The 18,318-nt window shown below is 40.4% G+C and carries 12 protein-coding genes; 11 read left to right on the forward strand and 1 reads right to left on the reverse strand.

Annotated features, from left to right (window positions below; genetic code table 11):
• Positions 1-167: 167 nt before the first annotated feature.
• A complete protein-coding gene (locus tag J0J36_RS00950) occupies positions 168-6,536 on the forward strand; it encodes a SpaA isopeptide-forming pilin-related protein (RefSeq protein WP_153924373.1) in 6,369 nt (2,122 codons plus the stop codon).
• A 71-nt stretch (positions 6,537-6,607) separates the two neighbouring features.
• On the opposite strand, the gene J0J36_RS00955 is transcribed toward J0J36_RS00950, so the two are convergent.
• Positions 6,608-8,905 carry a Xaa-Pro dipeptidyl-peptidase gene (locus tag J0J36_RS00955; protein WP_046400893.1) on the reverse strand — a complete coding sequence of 766 codons (2,298 nt, stop codon included), beginning with the start codon at positions 8,903-8,905 and terminating at the stop codon, positions 6,608-6,610.
• Between the two features lie 176 nt (positions 8,906-9,081).
• Here J0J36_RS00955 and J0J36_RS00960 point away from each other — a divergent pair, with 176 nt between their 5' ends.
• From J0J36_RS00960 to J0J36_RS01005, 10 genes are all read left to right on the forward strand, one after another.
• The gene (locus J0J36_RS00960) at positions 9,082-9,288 is read left to right on the forward strand and encodes a hypothetical protein (protein ID WP_019291414.1); all 207 of its coding nucleotides are present in this window, start codon (positions 9,082-9,084) and stop codon (positions 9,286-9,288) included.
• Between the two features lie 344 nt (positions 9,289-9,632).
• Positions 9,633-10,295: a Crp/Fnr family transcriptional regulator gene (locus J0J36_RS00965; RefSeq protein ID WP_019291413.1), complete on the forward strand. Its 663-nt coding sequence runs from the start codon at positions 9,633-9,635 to the stop codon at positions 10,293-10,295.
• 248 nt (positions 10,296-10,543) lie between these two features.
• Positions 10,544-11,413, forward strand: coding sequence for an aquaglyceroporin Gla (gene gla, locus J0J36_RS00970; protein WP_003133793.1), 870 nt, complete (start codon positions 10,544-10,546; stop codon positions 11,411-11,413).
• Between the two features lie 541 nt (positions 11,414-11,954).
• On the forward strand, positions 11,955-12,806 hold the full coding sequence (locus J0J36_RS00975; protein WP_019291412.1) for a MetQ/NlpA family ABC transporter substrate-binding protein: 852 nt from the start codon (positions 11,955-11,957) through the stop codon (positions 12,804-12,806).
• A gap of 21 nt (positions 12,807-12,827) precedes the next feature.
• Positions 12,828-13,904 carry a methionine ABC transporter ATP-binding protein gene (locus J0J36_RS00980; RefSeq protein WP_019291411.1) on the forward strand — a complete coding sequence of 359 codons (1,077 nt, stop codon included), beginning with the start codon at positions 12,828-12,830 and terminating at the stop codon, positions 13,902-13,904.
• Positions 13,905-14,600, forward strand: a complete 696-nt coding sequence (locus J0J36_RS00985; RefSeq protein WP_003133796.1) for a methionine ABC transporter permease — start codon at positions 13,905-13,907, stop codon at positions 14,598-14,600.
• A 20-nt stretch (positions 14,601-14,620) separates the two neighbouring features.
• On the forward strand, positions 14,621-16,042 hold the full coding sequence (gene pepV, locus J0J36_RS00990; protein ID WP_019291409.1) for a dipeptidase PepV: 1,422 nt from the start codon (positions 14,621-14,623) through the stop codon (positions 16,040-16,042).
• A 98-nt stretch (positions 16,043-16,140) separates the two neighbouring features.
• The gene (locus J0J36_RS00995) at positions 16,141-16,428 is read left to right on the forward strand and encodes a helix-turn-helix transcriptional regulator (RefSeq protein WP_153924376.1); all 288 of its coding nucleotides are present in this window, start codon (positions 16,141-16,143) and stop codon (positions 16,426-16,428) included.
• A gap of 171 nt (positions 16,429-16,599) precedes the next feature.
• Entirely contained in the window at positions 16,600-17,505 is a 906-nt protein-coding gene (locus J0J36_RS01000; RefSeq protein ID WP_003133799.1) for a LysR family transcriptional regulator, read from the forward strand.
• Positions 17,506-17,602: 97 nt separating this feature from the next.
• Complete coding sequence (locus J0J36_RS01005) at positions 17,603-18,304, forward strand: phosphoglycerate mutase (RefSeq protein WP_003133801.1); 702 nt, start codon at positions 17,603-17,605, stop codon at positions 18,302-18,304.
• Positions 18,305-18,318 lie beyond the last annotated feature (14 nt).

Raw genomic sequence — 18,318 nt, forward strand, 5'->3', positions numbered from 1 at the left:
AAAGATTACAATAAAGTTTATTTGCTTCTTTTTAGTAATCAAAGAAAAAGCTTTGACAAAAAGTAAACTTATGTTAAACTTAGTGTGTATAATGTGTCTTTTAGGTTAAAAATGTGTACAAATTATCCTATAGGCGTTGAGAAAATATTAAGAAGGAGTAAAGTTGGATGAAGAGTAAAAGACTCTACAAAGTCGTACGCTTACTTATGATCGTCTCTCTTGTGGTTCAAGCCTTGCTACCAGCATTAGCTATCGCAGAAACCATAGACAAGGAAGAAAAAAACGGTCGCACGACTTTGAACAAGGCGCAGTGGGAAGATGAAAAGAATCTTCAAACTGTTATTGTAGAAGGAAAGGTTGAAAAGGGTACTGCGGAAGATAATCAACCTGAAACCATCGTTTTGAAAGGCGCAGACTTTGAGAACGTCACAACAGAAGAAAATATCTCCGGCCTTACAGAAGGCAGCTATAAGTTGGAAGATAATAAAGTGCTTTTAAACTTAACGGAGCAGAGCGAGGGAAATTTCTCTTTGAAACTTTACGTTGTGAAAGATTCTTTAGTCAATGGAAAAGAGATTGAAGTCACTCTAGGGGATCAAGTGCTCACTCTTCCGATTAAGCTTGAAGAAACAGATAAAGAAAAACCAACAGATGATGAGAAAACATCTGATAAGGAAGCCGAAACCAAACCTGAAAAGGAAACAAAGCCTGAACAAGAAAGTTCAACTTCTAAGAAGCAAGTTGGCAATATCGCAGATAAGGAGCGTGGCTTACCTTTTGCCATGACAGAGCTTCTGCCTAATGCAGCAGGTCTTCCTTGGGACATCGCTAAAGACAGTAAGGTTTCAGACCCTGATACAGATAGCTTAGCAGACATGGGATTCTCGGATGTTCCTGGCGCTCATGATGGACGTATCTGGACAGACAAAACAGTTCGTCACGACCTCGGCAGCTTGGACGATGATCAGTTTGAAGTAACACTCTCTGCTTTGGCACAAAGTGCACCTATACGTGCCGGTTATCAAATTCCTGCGGATACTGTCTTTACCATTGACGTTTCTGGAAGTATGACTCGTGTCGATCCTGGCGCAGGACGTTCACGTATCGCTCTTCTGGTTGATGCGCTTAATGAAGCTATTGGTATCTTGCAAGATGCTAACCCGCTCAATCGTGTAGCTGTAGTAGCTTATGGTGGCCGTACAGGTGGTTTTGCCCGTGTCGAAAATGTTTTTGCTCTCGGCAGATATAACCCTAACAGTAATGGTGCTTTCTTTACCATGACAGGGAACTCCCAAGTCAATGTTGTGGCAACTGCTGTAACTGGTTCAGGTGGACAAGTTAAAGTTAATAACTTTGTTTCACAAGGTTCAACGCCAACCCAGTGGGGAATTCGTGAAGCCAGTCGTATTCTGGAAAACGTAACTGACCAACAAGTTGAGGTTCCTGTGACAAATGATGCTGGGGAAGAAGAAAATCCAGTAAGAGTAACACGTCGTCCTAATCTTATCCTAATGACCGATGGTGAACCAACCATGGGTCGTCCTGACTTTGACTTTGATGCTTTAACTCCAGTAACTGTTGGTCCAAATGGTAATCAACTCGTAGCGAGCGACGGTGATTTCTATGGAGATGGTAGTTATGGTGAGCAAGGTCTAGCTGTAATGACAGCCTTGACAGCCGCCTATCGTGGCAAAACAGTCCTTAATCACTATTTTCCAAATGGAAATGTTGCAGGCGATGCACCAACTCAACCTGCAGCAGATATCGGCTTCTTTAGTATCTCTTTAGGAAAACAAGACACAGAAGCCGGTCAAAACTTAATCAGTGCAACATTGAATCCTACGCCGGAGAATACAGACAAGGTCGGACCAAATGTTCGTCATCAGATGGGCTTGACTGGGACATCAGCAGGACCAACAGCTGCTACACCAACCTTAACAACACTCTTTAATAACTTTGCTACGAATGGTGCAACAGGAAACTTCCAAGCGCAATTTAGACAAGCCTTTGGGACATATCAATGGAATAACACTAAGAGTACAGTTAATATCAGAAATAACGCTTCTGTAGAACTTTCAACAACGGACATTGCTTATGCAGATGAGTTTTTCAAAGCGGATGACTTACAAACCTTGCGCGATGCCTTTATCTCGATTACCAACAGTATTCAAGATACAGGGAACAGCGAAATCTTAGGCGGAAATGGGAACGGCACAAACTTGGGTGCAGGTACACTGGATTTCTCTGATGTCTTGGGAAAATACATGAGCTTTGACGGTCTGACTAATATCGAGTTCCCAGCACGAAATGGTGGAACATTTACCTATAATATTTCAGAGGTTGATGCACATCGTGAAGATTTTATTAAAACATTAACACAGCAAATCCGTCTTCCTGACGGCAACTTTATTGATGCTGCAACAGCAGGAGCGATACTTGATAATCGCCCAGATAATGTCATTACTTATTTTACAAATGACCAAGGGCGCTATATCGGTCTTACTGCTGACGGAGCAGCGACGAAGGCACAGGTTTACCCTGTCTGGGGCGAAATTGAAAACCAAGTCGACTCTGCAGTAAATAATGTGAGCGGTCTCCTATTTACTGTTCATACGGCACTCATAGATCATACTTTTACCTCAGACTATGGTTCAGCAGAGCATAAGTCAGGTTATAGAGAACTCCAAGCCAAGGATCAGTTTGTGCATTGGAGCATTCCTGCGCATCTCATTCCTGAACGTACAGTTCAGCAGAACGAAGATGGAACAGTTAGTATTACAGGGAACACTTCACCTATACAGGCAAGATTCAATGTTGGTTTAGATGAAGCACGCGTAGAAGAAGCTTTACTTGCAGGAGAAGCCCTCCCAACAAACTTCTTCTCTAACTACTGGGATAATGACGCAAACAGCTCTTTTGCAACTTTTGAGTCGTCTACTGAAAATCCCTTTTATAACTTTGATGGTGCAAGAATTGTAGGAAAAACTGCCAATCCGACAAATACCAAAGCTCATGTCAGCCGACAACTGGTCGAAGCAGATCCAACAGCTCCAGCAGGACAAGATGGGCGTATTGTTACCAATCTCTTGGGAAATAACGGTACATTTGCTCTTGATTACTATGGACAAATCAGACTAGAAAAAGAATTTATTTTCCTTGATGAAAATGGTAACCGTGTCAACTCTGATGGAGCTATACCAGCTGGCGTTACACTCCGACCATTGACCTTTACAATCACAGGTCCAAATAATTTTGAGGAAACAGTGACTTTTGACCCAGATAAGTTTACACTAGAAAATGGCAAATGGCACTTTGACTTACCAGAATATCTGCCAGCAGGCGTTTACACCATCAAAGAAGCGGGCGGAGATGTTGAGCAGGCTGACCCAGGTTATACACATATGCCGGGAGAGTTTGACCAAACCGTAACCGTAATACCGGGTGGTGTAGCCACAGCAAGCTTTGTCAATGTTTATGTGCAACCCCAACTTAATACACCTTCCTTACGTATTATGAAATTCTTCCACGGCTTGCCAGCGGACACTTATCCAGAAGACTTTGAAATTCTTATCGAGTATCTTGGAGATGGAAACCCACAACCGGGCAACGGAGATGTATGGACTCTTAATACAACAACGGGGTATTATGAAACAAGAGTGAGCCGAGCAGATGCTATAGCAGGAAGATCCTTCATCGGTATCCATGAAGGGCAGTACAGAATCAGTGAGCTTAACGCGGATAATGCCAAAGATGCAGGCTATATCCTCTCCAACAGCACTTGGGCTTATCGTCAGCTTGGAGCAGGAAACCAAGATAACTTTGGCAGTGGTCAAGGATTGGAACCTGTAACGGTGACGATTGGAGCAGCAGAAGATGTGAGCTTTAGATTTGATAACTTTTACCAAAAACTAGGTTCATTGGATTTGAGTAAAACGTTTGAAAATATCCCGCTTGATCGCATTCCAGATGACTTCTATCTTACTGTGACTAACGACAATGGGGATGAAATTGGTCGCTTAACGAAAGCGCAGATTCTCAATGATGAAAAAATCATCCTTGCGGACCAACTACCACCGGGCCGTTACACCATTCAAGAACATAACTATGAGATTGAAAATTGGAGACTTGAAGCTGTAGCCTTTATCAACGGTGCAGCAGAAGTTGGAATGCCTGACCCAATCTGGCATTTCGATGTCCCGGGACTTATCGGAAATAGCGATGTTACCATTAATATCGTCAACAGATACGTGTTCACTGCGGAACCTATCGAACCACCGCTTCCTCCCGTTTATCCGCTCCAAATGACCAAGGTTGACCAATATGGCAATCATGTCGCTGGTGCAGAGTTTGATCTGGAAGTCTTCGATACCTCATTAAATGGAGGTGCAGGTGATTGGAGAATCCTTGTCAAAGGTCTTCAGTCAAATAGTGATGGTTTAGTACGTTATGTGGTCACTGAACCAGGACGCTATCGTTTCCATGAAACGCAAGCTCCTGGAGGCTACCAACTCCCAGATGATCCTTATAGCGAGGAGCGAGAAGTGGTAGATGGGAACACAGACACCATTTACTTCCCTAATATGGTCAACACACTCACCGCACGTATCCAACTTCATAAGACAGATGTGGAGGGTGAAGGCTTAGCAGGTGCTGTCTTCAAGGTTGAATATAGAGCGGCTGAAACGGATAACTGGTCAACTTATGCAGAAGGTATGACAACTGGAGCAGGTGGTTATCTCGGCCTTAATGTCGAAAAAGATGGTTATTATCGCTTCATTGAAACGCAAGCACCAGATGGTTTTGTCTTAGATAGTACACCACGTGAAGTTCATGTTAATGCAGGAGAAACTGGAGATACCATCTTTAATGTTGATGGTGTGGTTAACCGTCCGTACGCAAGTATCCAGCTACGTAAGACAGATGTGGAGGGTCAAAATCTAGCAGGAGCTGTCTTCAAGGTTGAATTCAGTGAAAACAAAAATGGCCCTTGGGAAACTGTTGCAGAAAACTTAACTTCTGGCGACGATGGTCTTGTCAAGCTTGAAGATATCGAAAAAGATGGTTATTACCGCTTTATTGAGACAGTAGCGCCAGCTGGCTTTGTCTTAGACAGCGAACCACGTCAAGTCCATGTAACCGCAGGTGTAGGGGGACAAGTCCTCTTCTCTGCTGGCGATATGGCAAACCGACCAATCGCAAGTATTCAATTGCGTAAGATTGATGCAGAGGGTCAAAACCTCGCTGACGCTGTCTTCAAGGTTGAGTTCAGTGCAGACGGCAATGAACCTTGGGAAACCATTGCGGAAGCCTTAACTTCTGGTAATAATGGTCTTGTCAAACTTGATGTTGAAAAAGACGGCTACTATCGTTTTGTTGAAACGCAAGCGCCATCCGGCTTTGTCACCGATGGTAGCCCACGCCAAGTTTATGTTAATGTTGGCGAGACAGGGGAAACAAGCTTTGATGCTGGAACGATGATTAACCATGAGAAAGAAGCACCTATTTCACGTATCCAACTGCGCAAGACAGATGAAGCCGGTCAAAACCTAGCAGGCGCTATCTTCAAGGTTGAATTTAGTGAAAACGAAAATGGACCTTGGGAAACTTACGAGGAAGGTTTATCTTCTGGAACAGACGGTCTTGTTACGACGGTTGTCGAAAAAGAAGGCTACTACCGTTTTATCGAAACACAAGCACCAAACGGCTTTATCCTTGATAGCACTCCACGTCAAGTGAAAGAAAAAGTTACGATAGGAGATACAGGCGAAGCCCTCTTTGAGGCTGAAAATATGGTCAATATACGTAATGCTCGTATCCAACTTCGTAAGACAGATGAAGCCGGTCAAAATCTAGCAGGTGCCGTCTTCAAGGTTGAATACAGTGAAAACGAGAATGGTCCATGGGAAACTTACAGAGAAGATTTGGAATCTAAAGCAGATGGTCTTGTGAGTACTGATGTAGACAAAGCAGGTTTCTACCGCTTTATCGAAACAGAAGCACCAGACGGCTTTATCTTAGATAGTGAGCCACGTCAAGTGCCACAAGAGGTAACAATGGGAGGTGAAGAGCAAGCACTCTTTGATGCTGGAACGATGGAAAATAAACCAGTCGATCCAGAAACTCCAACACCCCCAACACATCACTATGCTATCCAACTTCTGAAAGTTAATGAACAAGATAATCCACTTCAGGGTGCTGTCTTTAAGGTAGAAACCGAAGATGGAGAAATTGTAGCACAAAATGTGAAGTCAAACGCGGACGGATTGGTAACAGTTACTGTACCAGGTCCAGGTAAATACCGCTTTGTCGAAATCCAAGCGCCATCCGGCTACAAGTTAGATAAGACACCGCAATATGTCACTATTGCAGAAGAAGATGGCTCGGGTGTCTTTGATGCCGGTAAGTTGGTTAATAAACCAAAACCACGTCTTCCGATTGTCGGAGATAACTTAGGGCTATGGCTCTTGACTTCTGGTCTAATCTTCCTTCTTGGTGCAGGTTTTGTATTATACAAGAAGAAAAAAATCAAAATTTAAGAAAGTCTTTGAAGTAAGGGATTTCTTAAAATAAAAAATACTCAAGCTCTTTAAACTTGAGTATTTTTCTTTTATTTGTTACTTACAGGGAGAATAATCTTAGACGAACCAAGGTCTACTTCATAAGTCATCTCACGATTATCTCGTACGGTATGTTCGAAGTCTGTACTGTAAAGCAAGAGACGGAGCTTGTCACCTTTTTCCAGCTGATGAAGCGTCGGCTGAAGTTTAAGGTTTACGGTCAGCCACTCGTTTTCCTCGACAGGACTGATTGTAAGCAAATCCTCACGGTTTTGCAGATTGAGGAAGCCTTTAGTCATAAGTTGATAAGGGCTATCCACCAGAGGAATCTCCATCAGATTTTCCAGCATAAAATTACGGCCACGGTCCAGAGCTTTCAAGTCCAGAGTTTGTGCGTTTTCTGAGAGGCGTTTCTTGTTACCAAAGTCAAGAAGTTGCGCAGAGAGAAGGGCTTTACTGTCATTGACTTTGATTTTGAGGTTCAGCTCGACTTGACCGTTCACCATCATGTCTTCTGCTACTTCTAAGTCAACCACAGCTGTTTGAGCTTTGCCTTCATACAAATCTTTTTTGAAAGTATGGAAATCTTTGCTGTAAGCCTTAAAAATCTCTTCATCGTAATGATTGTCAAATTTTAGGATAGAAGCTGCTGTTTTGCCAAGTGGCAATTTAACCGTTTCTGCACTGCCCCAGTCGGCTACCCCTGTCCAACTTTGGGCTTTGCCATTTTCTTGTAAAACAAGAGGAGGTAAGTTCAAAGTCAACTTGCGATCTAAGAGCTTAGCGGTGAAATAACTGTTGATGGTTTCGCTAAAGTCGATGGATTGCCAATTGTTCATATAAATATGAGCACCGCGGTGTAAGAAGGCGTGTTTAACCGTTTCTTTCGGCAGAGCTTGCCAAAAATGATAGGCTTGATCTGGTGTAACATTCCAGTCTTGTAAACCATGCACAATCAGAACATCTGCCTTGGTATTTTTTGCCTGTGGCAAATAGTTTCTATCGTGCCAATATTGGTTATAATCGCCGGTGGATCGCTCAAGAGACTCAAGCATTTGAGAAAGGTGAGCTTCATATTGCGTATTATGCGCAAGGAAGTCAGCACCTTGAAGATTACGCGAATAAGTCAATGCTGCTAAAACATCTAAATCTTCACCGGGATAGCCGCCTGGTGAGCGGACCAAGCCATTTTCACGGTAATAAGAGTACCAAGAGGTAATACCGGCTTCGGCTAAAATCACTTCTAGACCATCAATGCCGGTAGTTGCTGCACCATAAGCCATTGTACCCAAGTAGGATTTACCAGTCATCGCGACTTTGCCGTTGGCCCAATCTGCAGTCACTTCTTGTGTTCTCTTGCGAGAAGTAAAAGCACGCGCCCGACCATTGAGCCAGTCAATTGCAGCAGTCATACTATAAATTTGTTGGTAATCACCTGAAGTTTGGAAACCATCTGAATCTAAAGTTCCGACACCGGCAACATAAAGTGAAGCAAAACCACGCGCTAAGAAATAATCGTTCAGTGAATAAGTCCAACCGTGCGTGAACTTTTGAGTGGGTGTTTTAGGAGTAGCTTCTAGGGCAGGTTCTTTTTCGTAGTCTGGAAGAGTAGGAAGTTGTGTTGTAACCTTGATTTTTCCAGGCGCTTTTTCTTCTAAAGATACATTCATGTCGTGCAATTGTTTGTCATTGGCGATTTCATTTATCCCCAGATGGTAAGGACTTGCGGTCATGACTGCTGGCAATTGCCCCTCGAATACGGGACGAATAATCTGTACTTTAATCAAATCATTTTTTCCAGTACGATAAGTATCGACTTTAGATTCGACCCAGACTGTTTCCCGTATCAGATTTGCAGTATCAAAAGTAGCGAGCGATTTGTCATTGAAAAAATGGTAAGTATTGCTTAAAGGAAGCAAACCTTCAGATACCCAATGTTCAACCAATGTCATCCCGTTTTTGCGACGACTACAAAGAAGGAGGTAAAGTGCGCTGATGAGGTTTTCACTGTGGAGTGCTTCCTCATCGATCATCGGTAGATTTACAGATTTTGCAAAAGCTTCTGCTTGGTCCACTTGAAACTCAAAATTAGGTACAAATCCCAACAATTGCAAACTCACCGTCCAAAAGATATTCCATGTGAGTGCTTCATCTGAAGTTAGGAATTCTTGGAAAGAGGCTGTCGGTGTCGCTTGAATGCTTTCACTGTCGACAGGTGCAACCATTAAAAAGTTTTTAAGGATTTTCTTTTCTTCCCAAAAAACAGACCAAGTAAAGCCGAGATGATCCAGCTCAATAAGCTGTTCATCAAAGGTTTTTTCAACGATGGAAAAGTGATTAAATTTCATGCAATATCTTCCTTTCGATACACTATTATAGCCATTATATCAGAAAAGAGCCTTTGCTGCTTTGGCACATATCTTACGTGAAGAAGCAAAAAAGAAAAAGGCTTTACTTGAGCAGTAGATAAAAAGAGTGCTATAATGAAGGAGTAAAGAAGAACAAAACAGAGAGGAGAATAATTATGAAATTCAAATTCAGTGGGATTTCTTCATATGAGGAAAAAGCAACACCAAACTTTATGGGGGAAGCAAATTCGCACAGTATTATAAAAGAGTTCGACAGCATGGATCAAGCCATTCAGCATGTTGTGGATAATAATGGTTTTATGGTTACAGACAATGGCAAATTTGCCTTCCATGTCCGTACAATTACCCAAGAGGACGAATAAAATGTTAAAGGCATGCTAGAGGCATGTTTTTTATTATCATTCTTTTTGCTTTAGCAAATTAGAATGATAATACGTAGGGAGCGAAGCGAGTTGTGAACAACCTTAAATTCTTTTTGCTTTAGCAAATTAGAATGATAATACGCAGGGAGCGAAGCGAGCTAGAAAAAATTCTGCCTAAGACAGAGAGTAACAAATGTTAGCGACAAAGTATGTACATTTTTTTAAAATAAGTAAGGAGAGTAGAAAAACTTTAATATAAAATTGAAGCCATTATTTTAATAAACAAGTTTAAATGGTGGTATAATAACTGTTGTATTAAAGGAGTAGATGAATAAAAAAGGAAGATGACAAAAGAATTTATAGAATATTTACTGCGATTACTGGAAGAAAAAGAAGTAAATGTTGTGACTCAAAGACGGCATAGCTACGTGATGTATCAGGGAATTGAGTCAGATTATGTGTATATACTTAAAGAAGGTGTAGCTAAAATCAGCAATATTATGAGGGATGGACGTGAGTTTAATATTGCTTATGTAACAGAACCGGATTTTGTTTCCTTGCTCGAAGAAAAGCAAGAAAATGGTATCTCAGCTCTTTTCAATGTACGGGTCGAGTCAGAGAAAGCAAGTTTTTATCGCGTGCAACGTCAAGAATTTTGGAAATGGGTAATGAGTGATCTGACCTTGTTCCGCATCGTTGATGATTTTTATCAAAGAAGATTAGCCATGAACTTAGAACTCTTGCAAAAGATGACAATCAATGGAAAAAAAGGTGCAGTTTGCGCCTGTATCAATAGCTTAATCAACGAATTTGGGATAAAGAAAAGAAACGGTATTCTGATTGATTTTCCAGTAACAAATGAAGACATTGCCGGTTTTTGTGGCATATCAACACGAAATAGCGTAAATCGTATTATCCGAGATCTTAAAACGGAAGAAATTATTGATATTATTGATAACAGGATTATGGTTTACAACTCAGAATATTTTGAGGATTATATTAGCTAAAAAGACTGGATTCAGTCTTTTTTTCTTTATAAAATATTGTTATTTTTAATTTCAAATACAAGAGCAATCGCTTACATGAAGCCGTTTCTCCCCTTTTCTCTCGTCAAACAAATTTTCTGTTCAAGAATTCACATCTTTTTAGCCAAAATAAAAAAAACGTGCTATAATGTCTATGTATAACAAAAGAGTTTAACATTAGTTAATCTCGTTTTTATTTTGTCATTAATTTTTATTACTTGGAGGAATTCATGGACTATTCATGGACAGTGAAATATCTCACTGAATTTATTGGTACTGCCCTTTTGCTTATCTTGGGTAATGGTGCCGTAGCGAACGTTGAACTTAAAGGTACAAAAGCCTTTGGTCAATCTTGGTTGATTATCGCTTGGGGTTACGGACTTGGTGTAATGTTACCAGCCGTAGCTTTAGGTAATGTCACAGCTCAAATCAACCCAGCCTTTACACTTGGACTTGCAGCATCAGGATTTTTCCCTTGGGCACAAGTGCCATTCTATATTCTTGCTCAACTTCTTGGAGCGATGTTTGGTCAGTTGATCGTCGTAATGGTTTATCGCCCTTACTATCTCAAAACAGAAAATCCAAATGCTATTTTAGGAACTTTCTCAACAATCGATAACGTTGATGATGGCACAATCACTACACATACAGGTGCCTTGGTTAATGGTTTCTTGAACGAGTTTGTTGGATCATTCGTCCTCTTCTTTGGAGCGATGGGCTTAACAAAACTTTATCGTGGTGTTGAATCAATCAACTGGATGACAAACTACGCATCGCAACAAGGTGCAGATGTAACAAGTGCAGATGTTACTGGACAAATCGCAGCATCAGTATCAGGTGCAGCTTCATCAGCAGCAATCAGCCACGTTGTCCTTGGTTTCCTCGTGCTCGTATTGGTTGCTTCACTTGGAGGACCTACAGGTCCTGGTTTGAACCCAGCACGTGACCTTGGCCCACGTATCTTGCACTCACTTTTACCAAAATCTATTTTAGGTGAAAACAAAGGGGACAGTAAATGGTGGTATTCATGGGTACCTGTTACAGCACCTATCCTTGCAGCACTTGCCGCTGTCGCTTTGTTCAAAATCATGTATCTATAATCTTAATACGCCTAGGAAAATTCCAATAGGACTTTCCGTCAAACAGTTAGGGCTTTAGCCACAAATGTTAATAGCGGATTATGACCGATTAACCCTCATCTTTGGATGAGGGTTTTATTATTTTAAAAGTGGACATTAAAAATTTGTAAAGCTAACCGAAAATAAATTTGATAGAATAAATTCATAGTCAAAAAGCAAAGAAAGCGACTAGGAGAGTAAAAGCGAAAGTTAGCACAGGGAGCTTGCAGCTAGTGAGAGCAAGACTAATGGAAACTTTGAAAATGGCCTAGAAATCGCGTAACAGTGAGTTTACTTTCTAAATAAACTGTTAACGGAGTGGTTCTCGTTATTGAACACATTATTTTTGGGGCAGTCTTGCTTGTCACCAAAGATAATTAGCAAGACGTAAGACATCCTTTTTTGGTATTTTACGTGAAATTAGAATGGTACCACGATAATTCGTTTCTATTTATAGAGGCGGATTATTTTTTTGTTTTTGACTATACTGTTATTATTATTGTTAATAAAGGGGAGACTTATTATGAAAAAGAAAACAAGAAACAAAATTATTGCTGTGGTAGCGCTCGTCGTTGTCGTACTTATCGGCTACTTCTCATTCTTCAAGAAGGATGTTGCTGAAGATAAAACCGTTAAGGTCGGTATTATGTCAGGTTCAAAAGAGAGTACTGAGATTTGGGATTCGGTAGCGAAGACGGCAAAAGATGAATACGGTATCAATCTCAAATTTGTCCGCTTCACGGACTATAACCAACCCAATACAGCCTTGGTAAATGGTGATGTGGACATTAATGCATTCCAACATTACGCTTTCCTTAAAGAATGGAATGATGCCAATAATGCTGATTTACAACCCATTGGCGATATCTTAGTTTCACCAATTCGTCTTTACTCGAAGAAACATACAGATGTGAAGGAGATTCCTAATAAAGGAACAATTGCGGTACCTAATGATACCTCTAACGAAAGTCGAGCCCTTTACGTTTTAGAAAGTGCTGGCTTGATTAAGTTAGATACAAAGGCTGGAGCTTTGGCCACAGTTAAAGATATTACTGAAAATCCAAAAGATTTGACGATCAAAGAATTGGACGGGTCGCAAACAGCTTCAGCCCTGTCTTCAGTTGATGCAGCAGTTGTAAATAATGACTTTTCAGTTCCTGCAGGTTTGACAAACAAGGAAGTTATTGCAACAGAACCTTTAAATGAAAATTCAAAACAATGGATTAACATTATTGTGGCACGAAAAGACGATAAAGACAATCAACTTTACAAAGATGTCGTTAAAGCCTATCAAACCAAAGAAACAGAAGAATTATTTGCAAAATTGTACCCTGAAAAAGGAACAATTCCTGCTTGGAATTTGAAATTGAAATAATCATAAATAGTGGAGAAGAAGATGGCAATTATTGAACTAAATAATATCAGAGTTTCCTATGAGACCAAGAAAAATAAGGTGGATGCAGTCAAAGATACAACAATCCATATCGAAAAAGGCGATATTTTTGGAATTATCGGCTACTCAGGTGCTGGCAAGTCAACGATTGTCCGTACGATTAATCTTCTGCAAAAACCAAGTGCTGGTGAGGTGAAAGTCAATGGCAAGGTTCTTTTTAAAGCGGGAGCTGATGGTAAGGATCAAGCTAAAATTAAGACGGCAGAGCTCCGTAAAGAACGTCAAAAAATCGGAATGATTTTCCAACATTTCAACCTCCTTAATGAAAAAACGGTTTTTGAAAATATCGAATTTGCGCTTTTACATAGCCCTTTATCTGATAAACAGAAGGAAGAAAAAATTCGTGACTTGCTTAATCTTGTTAGTTTGTCAGAGTTTGAAGAAAAGTACCCAGCCCAATTATCAGGTGGACAAAAGCAACGTGTAGCTATTGCGCGTGCCTTGGCGAATGATCCCGAAATTTTGATTTCTGATGAAGGAACATCTGCTTTGGATCCAAAAACAACTAATCAAATTTTGGACTTGTTGAAGGATCTCCAAAAACGTTTGGGTCTCACTATCGTTTTAATTACTCATGAAATGCATGTCGTGAAAGAAATCGCCAATAAAGTTGCAGTTATGCAGAATGGTGAAGTGATTGAGCAAAATAACCTTTTAGAAATCTTTGCCCATCCTCAAGAGCAACTGACACAACAATTCATCGATACCACATCGAATGTCTCTCGTTTTATTCATTCATTGACTGAAAATGATACATTCAGTGACTTGGCAGACGATGAAGAACTGATCTATTTGTCTTATTATGGCAATCAATCAGGAGAACCAGCTATGTCGGAAATTACCCGCAAATTTGATGTTTCAACGAATATCTTCTATGGGAATGTTGAGGTTCTACAAAATACACGTTTTGGTTCTTTAGTCGTGTCTCTAAAAGGAACAGAAGAAAATCGTTTGGCTGCTAAAGAATATTTGGCAGGCCAAAATATTGAGTTTACAGTATTGAAAGCGCAGGTGAAATAAATGACAGCATGGTTTACAGAACATTTTCCAAATGTTGTAGCCTTAGGTTTACACGGAGATACAGGTTGGGTGACTTCAATCATAGAAACACTCTTTATGGTTTTTTGGTCAGGGCTTTTTGGTGGGCTTCTTGGACTGGTATTTGGTGTCGCTCTTGTTGTGACTAACGAAGGAGGGATTACGCCTCATCGTGCACTTTACTCTTTTTTGGATAAGTTTACATCAATTTTCCGTGCAGTACCCTTTATCGTTTTACTTGCTATTATTGCTCCTGTCACTCAAAAAATTGTGGGTACACAGATTGGAACAACAGCAGCTTTGGTCCCTTTGACACTTGGTGTCTTTCCTTTTTATGCACGTCAAGTTCAAGTTGCTTTAGAAAGTGTAAATAAAGGGACGGTCGAAGCAGCACAGACTGTAGGCGCTAATTTCTGGGATATCGTCTTTACAGTTTATCTTCGTGAAGAACTTGGTAGTTTGATTCGGGTATCTACCGTTACGATTATTTCCTTGATTGGTTTAACAGCTATGGCGGGTGCGATTGGAGCAGGAGGATTAGGAAACACAGCCATCGCATATGGCTACAATCGCTTTTCTAATGATGTGACCTTCTTGGCAACCTTACTTATCCTGATTTTGGTTCTTTTGGTTCAGGTTATTGGTGATACATGGGCAAAGAGCGTGACCCATAAATGATGTAAACTGGGGGACAGTGCATGACGATTGATTTTAAAAGTGAAGTAGAAAAACGTAAAGAGGTCTTTTTGCAAGACTTAATTGCGTTACTAAAAATAAACTCTGAGCGAAATGATGAAGAGGCTAACGGAGAATTTCCTTTTGGTCCAGGACCGAGTCTTGCTATGCTGGAGTTTCTAAAGATTGCCCACAAAGATGGTTTCAAAACAGCAAATTTTGAGAATTATGTTGGAGAAGTACATTATGGTCAAGGAGAAGAAACATTGGGGATTTTTGTTCATGCTGATGTTGTTCCAGCAGGTCAAGGCTGGACAAATCCTCCTTACGAACCAACACTTAGAGAAGGACGATTGTATGCTCGCGGTGTTCTAGATAATAAAGGACCTGCACTGGCCACCTATTATGCTTTGAAAATTTTGAAAGAGGCTGGTGTACCTTTCTATAAAAAAGTAAACTTTATTATTGGAACTGATGAAGAGAGTGGATGGAAGGATATGGCTTATTACCTTCCCAAAGTACAATTGCCAGATTTTGGCTTCTCACCAGATGCACGCTTTCCGGTAGTTAATGGTGAAAAAAGTAATCTTACCGAGTATCTGCACTTTGGACATAAAAATGACGGTGACTTTATTCTCCATGATTTTAGGAGTGGCATACAAGAAAATTGTGTGCCAGAAGAGGCTAAGACTTTGATTACGAGTCCTCTCGACTTGAAAGTCGATTTTGAAAAATACCTGGAGAAGAACAGGTTGGAAGGAAGATTTGCGAAAACAGGAGCAAAAACTTCCTTACAAATTAAAGGGAAATCAGCACACAGTTCCACACCAGAAATTGGAGAAAATGCTGCAACATATTTAGCCAAGTTCCTTGCTGCATATGATTTTGGAGCAGATGCACAAAAGTTTCTAGAAGTGGCTGGTCAGAAGCTTCACCAAGATTTTGAAGGAAAGAATATTGGAATTGCTTATGAAGATGAGGACATGGGTAAACTGTCGGTCAATCCTTCTGTCTTTCACTTTGCAGAGGATGGACAGGAAAATAAGATTGCACTCAATATCCGTCACCCGAAAGGTTTGACAGAGCAAGATATCCAAGAACGACTTAGTAAGCATTTGACTGCTTTTATCCAGAAAGTAAGCATTAGTGCGCTTATTAACTACCAACCGCACTATCTTTCACCAGAAGATCCGTTAGTGCAAGTGCTTTTGAGTACTTATCGCGAACACACGGGTGATGACAGTCCACCACAAACAGTAGGTGGTGGAACATATGGGCGATTAATGAAACGCGGTGTAGCTTATGGGGCTCTTTTCCCTGATTCTGCATTTACTATGCACCAAACAGATGAGCATATAAAGCTTGAAGAACTTTATAAAGCTATTGAAATCTACACAGATGCCATTTATCGTTTGGTTTGTGTAAAAGACGAGAAAAACGCTTAGGAATCAGTGACTTTTGGGAAAAAAATATTGCAAAATGCCTCAAAAGATGATTAAATAGTAAAAGTAACACAGATTTAACAAAATCATCAGGAGGAAGCATGGAAAACAGAATTCGTGAATTTAGACAAGCTCAAAAACTTTCTCAAGAAGATTTGGCGCGCATCGCTCACGTGAGTCGACAAACCGTCAATGCTATCGAAAATGATAAATACGATCCCGAACTTCTGCTAGCTTTTAAATTAGCAGAGATTCTGGCAACTAAAGTCGACGACCTCTTTACTTTTCAGCTTAGTCATGTGAAGAAAAAAGAAGAAGATGTCTTCTGGTGTGAAAAATATCAATGTGTCCTTTGGAAACGTGCAGATGTCGAAAAAAGAGCAAACTAAGTCATAAAATAAAATAAAAAGCCTAGTCAATAGTGTATAATTGAACTATAGGCTTTTTTTAATGTTGCGGCGGGTTTCACCCTTAGTGGGAAACCGAAAAGGGAGAGTGAAAAGAGTTCCCGGAAATAGTATTTATTAATTAATGCTAAAGAAATATCAAGGAGTGCAAAAATGAACATCAAACAGCTTCGTTATGTTGTGGCTATCGCTAACAGTGGAACCTTTCGTGAGGCGAGTGAGCAGCTCTTTGTGAGTCAGCCATCTATGTCAATTGCGGTGAAGGATTTGGAGCAAGAGCTTAATTTCCAAATTTTTGAACGGACAAACACAGGAGCCAGCTTGACGATTGAAGGTGAACGTTTCTATGAGCAAGCGCAAGCGATTTTACGAGACTTTGAAGCTTTTGAGTCGAAATATGCAAAGCCGAAAGAAGCCGAACGACATTTTTCAGTTGCAAGCCAGCACTATGATTTTCTTGCTCCTGTAGGTGTTGAATTTTCAAAGAAAAATCCTGAAATCAAGAATTTTCGTGTCTTTGAATCAACGACTTATAATATTTTACAAGAAGTGGCTCAAGGGCATAGCGAGCTTGGTGTTGTGTACTTGAATAAGCATAATCGTTCTGGTATTCTCCGTATGCTGGATAAGCTGGAGCTAGATTATGAAGAGCTTTTTATTTCACAAACACATATTTATTTACGTAAAAATCATCCTTTGACACGTAAGAAAAGCATCAAAACCAGTGATTTGAAAGCTTTAGACCGTGTTCGCTTCACTCAAGAAAATGAACAATTTCTTTACTACTCGGAAGACCTTGTGGAAACTTTTGAAAATACTTTTATTTATAATGTGACCGACCGTGCAACCTTAAATGGTATCTTGGAGCGTACAGATGCTTATGCGACAGGTTTAGGATTTATTGATAAGGAAAGTGTACACAATGTCACGGTTATTCCAATGGATGGAGATAATGTAAACAGCTTGATTTTGGTTAAACAAAAAGGTCAACTTTTAACAGATGCAGCCAAGTCTTACAAGCGCAGTTTAGAAGTTTATTTTGAAAATTATAAGTTTTAGCCAGCCTAGAGTCTAGGCTAGAAAAAATATGAAAATTAGTGTAAAATAGAGCAGTATACAAATTTTGTAAAACATTTAACATAGGAGAACTCACATAATGGTAAAATTAGTTTTTGCACGTCACGGTGAATCAGAATGGAACTTGGCTAACCTTTTCACAGGTTGGGCTGACGTGGACCTTTCAGAAAACGGAACACAACAAGCAATTGATGCAGGTAAACTCATCAAAGCTGCAGGTATCGAATTTGATATCGCGTACACTTCTGTATTGAAACGTGCGATCAAAACTACAAACTATGCACTTGAATACTCTGACCAACTTTGGGTACCAGTTGTAAAAACTTGGCGCTTGAACGAACGTCACTACGGCGGTTTGACTGGCTTGAACAAAGCTGACGCTGCTGCAAAACACGGTGATGAGCAAGTTCACATCTGGCGTCGTTCATATGATGTATTGCCACCAGCAATGCCACGTGATGATGAGTACTCAGCACATGCTGACCGTCGTTATGCTAACCTTGAAGATAGCCTTATCCCTGATGCTGAAAACCTCAAAGTTACACTTGAACGTTCATTGCCATTCTGGGAAGATCAAATCGCTCCAGCATTGAAAGACGGTAAAAACGTATTCGTTGGTGCACACGGTAACTCAATCCGCGCATTGGTAAAACATATCAAACAGCTTTCAGATGATGAAATCATGGATGTTGAAATCCCTAACTTCCCACCACTCGTGTTCGAATTTGATGATAATTTGAACCTTGTTAAGGAATACTACCTTGCACCAAAACAAGCATAAATAATACGATAAGA

The organism is Lactococcus sp. LG1074 (genome assembly GCF_017309525.1).
Lineage (GTDB): Bacteria > Bacillota > Bacilli > Lactobacillales > Streptococcaceae > Lactococcus > Lactococcus petauri.

Bases quoted from the DNA above. Each gene is read 5' to 3' on its own strand.
- J0J36_RS00950 (WP_153924373.1), top strand. From the start codon at position 168: ATGAAGAGTAAAAGACTCTACAAAGTCGTACGCTTACTTATGATCGTC.
- J0J36_RS00955 (WP_046400893.1), bottom strand. From the start codon at position 8,905: ATGAAATTTAATCACTTTTCCATCGTTGAAAAAACCTTTGATGAACAG.
- J0J36_RS00960 (WP_019291414.1), top strand. From the start codon at position 9,082: ATGAAATTCAAATTCAGTGGGATTTCTTCATATGAGGAAAAAGCAACA.
- J0J36_RS00965 (WP_019291413.1), top strand. From the start codon at position 9,633: ATGACAAAAGAATTTATAGAATATTTACTGCGATTACTGGAAGAAAAA.
- gla (WP_003133793.1), top strand. From the start codon at position 10,544: ATGGACTATTCATGGACAGTGAAATATCTCACTGAATTTATTGGTACT.
- J0J36_RS00975 (WP_019291412.1), top strand. From the start codon at position 11,955: ATGAAAAAGAAAACAAGAAACAAAATTATTGCTGTGGTAGCGCTCGTC.
- J0J36_RS00980 (WP_019291411.1), top strand. From the start codon at position 12,828: ATGGCAATTATTGAACTAAATAATATCAGAGTTTCCTATGAGACCAAG.
- J0J36_RS00985 (WP_003133796.1), top strand. From the start codon at position 13,905: ATGACAGCATGGTTTACAGAACATTTTCCAAATGTTGTAGCCTTAGGT.
- pepV (WP_019291409.1), top strand. From the start codon at position 14,621: ATGACGATTGATTTTAAAAGTGAAGTAGAAAAACGTAAAGAGGTCTTT.
- J0J36_RS00995 (WP_153924376.1), top strand. From the start codon at position 16,141: ATGGAAAACAGAATTCGTGAATTTAGACAAGCTCAAAAACTTTCTCAA.
- J0J36_RS01000 (WP_003133799.1), top strand. From the start codon at position 16,600: ATGAACATCAAACAGCTTCGTTATGTTGTGGCTATCGCTAACAGTGGA.
- J0J36_RS01005 (WP_003133801.1), top strand. From the start codon at position 17,603: ATGGTAAAATTAGTTTTTGCACGTCACGGTGAATCAGAATGGAACTTG.